The organism is Myxococcus vastator, from assembly GCF_010894475.1.
GTDB lineage: Bacteria > Myxococcota > Myxococcia > Myxococcales > Myxococcaceae > Myxococcus > Myxococcus vastator.
The window spans coordinates 1-4,781 of the sequence record NZ_JAAIYB010000560.1 but is presented as its reverse complement, the minus strand read 5'-3'; the positions used below and the strand labels follow the sequence as shown (position 1 = coordinate 4,781).

At 67.1% G+C, this 4,781-nt stretch carries 5 protein-coding genes and 1 pseudogene; all 6 read right to left on the bottom strand.

Annotated features, from left to right (window positions below; all coding sequences use genetic code 11):
• Window positions 1-376 (bottom strand): GTP-binding protein (locus G4D87_RS33820; protein ID WP_205507640.1); only part of this gene is annotated, 376 nt, incomplete at its 3' end.
• A gap of 149 nt (window positions 377-525) precedes the next feature.
• Entirely contained in the window at window positions 526-2,601 is a 2,076-nt protein-coding gene (fusA, locus tag G4D87_RS33815; RefSeq protein WP_163786802.1) for an elongation factor G, read from the bottom strand.
• A 144-nt stretch (window positions 2,602-2,745) separates the two neighbouring features.
• Window positions 2,746-3,216: a 30S ribosomal protein S7 gene (gene rpsG, locus G4D87_RS33810; RefSeq protein ID WP_011553340.1), complete on the bottom strand. Its 471-nt coding sequence runs from the start codon at window positions 3,214-3,216 to the stop codon at window positions 2,746-2,748.
• 150 nt (window positions 3,217-3,366) lie between these two features.
• Window positions 3,367-3,738 carry a 30S ribosomal protein S12 gene (rpsL, locus tag G4D87_RS33805; RefSeq protein ID WP_002637381.1) on the bottom strand — a complete coding sequence of 124 codons (372 nt, stop codon included), beginning with the start codon at window positions 3,736-3,738 and terminating at the stop codon, window positions 3,367-3,369.
• A 221-nt stretch (window positions 3,739-3,959) separates the two neighbouring features.
• The gene (rimI, locus tag G4D87_RS33800) at window positions 3,960-4,454 is read right to left on the bottom strand and encodes a ribosomal protein S18-alanine N-acetyltransferase (RefSeq protein WP_163786801.1); all 495 of its coding nucleotides are present in this window, start codon (window positions 4,452-4,454) and stop codon (window positions 3,960-3,962) included.
• Window positions 4,451-4,781 (bottom strand): annotated as a pseudogene (locus tag G4D87_RS33795) (hypothetical protein); the annotation flags it as partial. The pseudogene G4D87_RS33795 and the gene rimI, both read right to left, overlap by 4 nt.

The window sequence follows — 4,781 nt, the reverse complement described above, 5'->3', positions numbered from 1 at the left end:
CCTGGCGCGCCAGCAGGATGTGCTCACGCGTCTGCGGCATCGGGCCGTCCGCCGCCGACACCACCAGGATGGCGCCGTCCATCTGCGCCGCGCCCGTAATCATGTTCTTCACGTAGTCGGCGTGACCGGGGCAGTCGACGTGGGCGTAGTGCCGGTTCGCCGTCTGGTACTCGACGTGCGCGGTGGAGATGGTGATGCCGCGCTCACGCTCCTCCGGCGCCTTGTCAATCATGTCGTACGCCAGGAACGTGGCGCCGCCCGTCTTCGCCAGCACCTTGGTGATGGCGGCCGTCAGCGACGTCTTGCCGTGGTCCACGTGTCCGATCGTGCCGATGTTCACGTGGGGCTTGTTACGCTCGAACTTTTCCTTGGCCATGGCCTCTCCTCACGGGGTTGCCGGTCCGAAGCCCGGCACGTCTCGACTCGCGGAAAACAACTGCGAAGGTGCTGCGTCCTGCTCCAAACCCGCCACAACGTCAACTGAAATCGCCCGGCCGGTCCGCGGCCGGGCCAAGCCGAAGCCACTCAGCGGTTGAGCGCCGTCTTGGGCGCGGGCGCGTAGTGGCTGAACTGCATGGTGTACGTCGCCCTTCCCTGGCTGCGGCTGCGCAGGTCGGTCGAGTAGCCGAACATGGCCGCCAGGGGCACCTGCGCCTGGATGGCCTGCACGCGGCCAGGCCGGGGAGTCATCCCCTGCACCTTCCCGCGACGCCCGTTCAGGTCGCCGATGACGTCGCCCATGAAGTCATCGGGCGTGACGATTTCGCAGTTCATGATGGGCTCGAGGAGCACGGGCGTGGCCGTGCGCACGGCATCCTTGAACGCCAGCGAGCCGGCGATCTTGAACGCCATCTCGCTGGAGTCCACGTCGTGCATGGAGCCGTCGAAGGCCTCCACCTTCACGTCCACCATGGGGTAGCCGGCCACCGGGCCGTTCTGCATGGCCTCCGCGCACCCGGCCTTCACCGCGTCAACGAACTCCTTGGACACCGCGCCGCCGGTGACCTTGTTCTCGAAGGAGAAGCCCTGCCCCGGCTCATTGGGGGCCACGCGCAGCCAGATGTGGCCGTACTGGCCTCGGCCGCCCGTCTGGCGGATGTACTTCCCTTCCATCTCCACCTGGGAGGTGACCGTCTCGCGGTAGGCCACCTGGGGCTTGCCGATGTTCGCGTCGACCTTGAACTCGCGCAGGAGGCGGTCGACGATGATTTCCAGGTGGAGCTCGCCCATGCCGGCGATGAGCGTCTGACCCGTCTCCTCGTTCGTCTTCACGCGGAAGGACGGGTCCTCCATGGCCAGCCGCTGCAGCGACTGGAGGATCTTGTCCTGGTCCGCCGTCGACTTCGGCTCGATGGCGATGTCGATGACGGGCTCGGGGAACTCCATCCGCTCCAGGATGATGGGCTGCTTGTCGTCGCAGAGCGTGTCGCCCGTGCCGGCCAGCTTCAGGCCCACCACCGCGCAGATATCACCGGCGTAGCACTCGGTGATTTCGTCCTTCTTGTCCGCGCGCATCTGCACCAGCCGGCTGACCCGCTCGCGCTTGCCCTTCACCGAGTTCCACACCGCTGAACCCGCCTCCAGCTTGCCGGAGTAGACGCGGAGGAAGGTCAGCGTCTGGGACTGGAACGAGGGGTCGTTCATGATCTTGAACGCCAGCGCGCTGAAGGGCGCGTCGTCCCGCGTCTCGCGCACGGCGTCCTCGCCGTTGGGCGTCTTGCCGTGGATGGGCGGCACCTCCAGCGGGCTGGGCAGGTAGTCCACCACCGCGTCCAGCAGCGGCTGCACGCCCTTGTGGCGGAAGGCCGAGCCGCAGAACACCGGGAACAGCTTCAGGCCCACGCAGCCCTTGCGGATGGCGCCACGCACTTCGTCCTCGGTCAGCTCCACGCCCTCGAGGAACTTCTCGGTGAGCGCGTCGTCCTGCTCGGCCGCGGCCTCGAGCAGCTCGGCGCGGGCGGCGTCCGCCTCCTCCTTGAGCTCCTCTGGGATGTCCGTCTCGTCGTAGCGGCTGCCCTGCTCGGAGTCCTGGAACACCAGGGCCTTCATCTTCAGCAGGTCGATGACGCCGCGGTGCTTGTCCTCCGCGCCCAGCGGCAGCTGCATGCGGACCGCTCGCGCGCCCAGCTTCTCGCGGATGGTTCCCACGGACATCTCGAAGTCGGCGCCCACCCGGTCCATCTTGTTGATGAAGCAGATGCGGGGAACCTTGTACTTGTCCGCCTGGCGCCACACCGTCTCCGACTGCGGCTCCACGCCGTTCACCGCGTCGAACACCGCGATGGCGCCGTCCAGCACGCGCAGGCTGCGCTCCACCTCGATGGTGAAGTCCACGTGTCCCGGCGTGTCGATGATGTTGACGCGGTAGCGCTGGTCGCGCCGCTGCCAGAAGGCGGAGATGGCGGCGGACGTAATCGTGATGCCGCGCTCACGCTCCTGGACCATCCAGTCGGTGGTGGTGTTGCCTTCGTGCACCTCGCCCATCCGGTGGATGGCGCCGGTGTAGAAGAGGATGCGCTCCGTGGTCGTCGTCTTGCCGGCATCGATGTGCGCCATGATGCCGATGTTGCGGTAGCGCTCGAGGGGGTACTCACGGGCCATGACTCAATACCTCTCCAGGAAGGAAGGGCGGGCCCGAGGCCTCGACACCTGCCGGCCGGACGATTTCAGAGAACCTGCTTCATCTAACAAAACCGCCCGGATGCATCCTCTGCATCCGGGCGGCAACCGCGAAGCCTCGAGGGCCTACCAGCGGTAGTGAGCGAAGGCCTTGTTGGCCTCCGCCATCTTGTGCGTGTCTTCACGCTTCTTCACCGCGTTGCCGCGGTTGTTGGCGGCGTCCATGATCTCACCGGCCAGCTTCTCCTGCATGGTCTTCTCACCACGCGCCTTGGAGTAGGTGATGATCCAACGCATGCCGAGCGCCACGCGGCGGTCCTGGCGGACCTCGACGGGCACCTGGTAGGTGGCGCCACCGACGCGGCGGCTCTTGACCTCGAGCACCGGCTTGACGTTGTCGAGGGCCTTCTTGAAGGTCTTGAGGGGGTCTTCCTTCGCGCGCTCCTCGATGAGGGCGAAGGCACCGTAGCAAACGCCTTCCGCGATGGACTTCTTGCCCTTCCGCATCAGGTCGTTGACGAACTTGGTGACGAGCCGGTCCTGGAACTTCGGATCCGGAAGAATCTTGCGCTTGGCGACTACGCGACGGCGAGGCATCTCTTCTCTCTTCCCTTACGCCCCACTCCCATTGGGAGGAATCCACGGGGCTTCAAGTGCTGCAGGAGGAACTTCACAAGGACGCTCCCCAGGGTGCGGGGCCATGCGTCCAGACGCTGCGCTACAGAAGGTGATCCGCGTGACGAGCGATCAGCTCGGACGCTTCGCGCCGTACTTGGAGCGGCTCTGCTTGCGACCCGCGACACCCACGGAGTCCAGCGTTCCACGGACGATGTGGTAGCGGACGCCCGGGAGGTCCTTCACACGGCCACCGCGAATCATCACCACCGAGTGCTCCTGGAGGTTGTGACCCACGCCGGGGATGTAGGACGTGACCTCGATCCCGTTCGTCAGACGAACACGGGCCACCTTGCGGAGGGCCGAGTTCGGCTTCTTCGGGGTCGTGGTGTACACGCGCGTGCAGACGCCACGCTTCTGAGGGGACTCCTTGAGCGCGGGGCTCTTGCCCTTGACGACGAGCTTCTCGCGGCCCTTGCGGACCAGCTGGCTAATGGTCGGCACTGATACCTCTTCTTCGGGTTCGTCGCCGCCAGAGACACCAGGCGGCGCATATCTACCTACAGGACTACGGAAAGGCGCGCGAGTATAGGAAGGGGCCCATCCGTGTCAAGCACGGCCTGTCCCTTGCCTACAACCGGCCAGGGTCCCAGGTCCCATTCCCCGCCTCGGCGCTTCCACGCACGGCGGGTCTACAACGGGGCGGTCCTCTACTCCGCGTGCGGTTAGAAGTCGAGGACCATCACGACGGCGTCCTCGCCCTCGTCGACGTAGTAGTTCGGCCGGATGCCGACGGGGCGGAAGCCGAAGGCCCGGTAGAGCTGGAGCGCGGCCTCGTTGCTCTTGCGCACCTCCAGGGTGGCCAGGGTGCAGCGCCTGGCCCTCCCCCGCTCCAGGACCTCGTCCATGACGGCCCGCGCCACGCCCCGGCGCCGGTGCTTGGGCGCGGTGGCCACGTTCAGCACGTGCACCTCGTCATGGACGATCCAGAAGATGGCCAGCCCCAGCAGCTCCGGCCCGTCCGCCTCCCGCTCCTCCTCCACGAGGAGGATGGTGGACCATTCGTGCTGGAGCTCGCGCTTGAGCAGGTCCTGGGACCAGGGGTTCTTGAACGCGGCCTGCTCCAGCAGCATGACCGCGGGCAGGTCCTCCGACATCATCTGCCGGATGGTGTAGCCGTGCCGGGCCCCGGGCGCCGGCTCCTCGCGCATCCGCCTCATCGGCTTGCCTCCCGGGCAAAGGGCGCCACGCGGCGCACCTGCGCCGAGGCCCGCACCTGCGCCAGCTCTTCCGCCGCCAGCGCCCCATACCGCTCCCGAACCAGCTTCTCCCGGATGGCGGCGCGCGCCGCCTCGTAGCCTTCCGGATATTCGTCCGCGTGCTGCTCGAAGTGGCGGCGGACCTCCGTCTCACCCACCTGCGCCCGCAGCCGGATGCGGCTGTCGAGGATGCGCTCGGCCCGAAGCCCCCGGGCCAGCACCCGCTCCAGTCCCCGCACGTCCACGTCATGGCGGGACAGGAACCGCTTCAAGGCCGCCTCCCCTCCC

Bases quoted from the DNA above. Each gene is read 5' to 3' on its own strand.
- fusA (WP_163786802.1), bottom strand. From the start codon at position 2,601: ATGGCCCGTGAGTACCCCCTCGAGCGCTACCGCAACATCGGCATCATG.
- rpsG (WP_011553340.1), bottom strand. From the start codon at position 3,216: ATGCCTCGCCGTCGCGTAGTCGCCAAGCGCAAGATTCTTCCGGATCCG.
- rimI (WP_163786801.1), bottom strand. From the start codon at position 4,454: ATGAGGCGGATGCGCGAGGAGCCGGCGCCCGGGGCCCGGCACGGCTAC.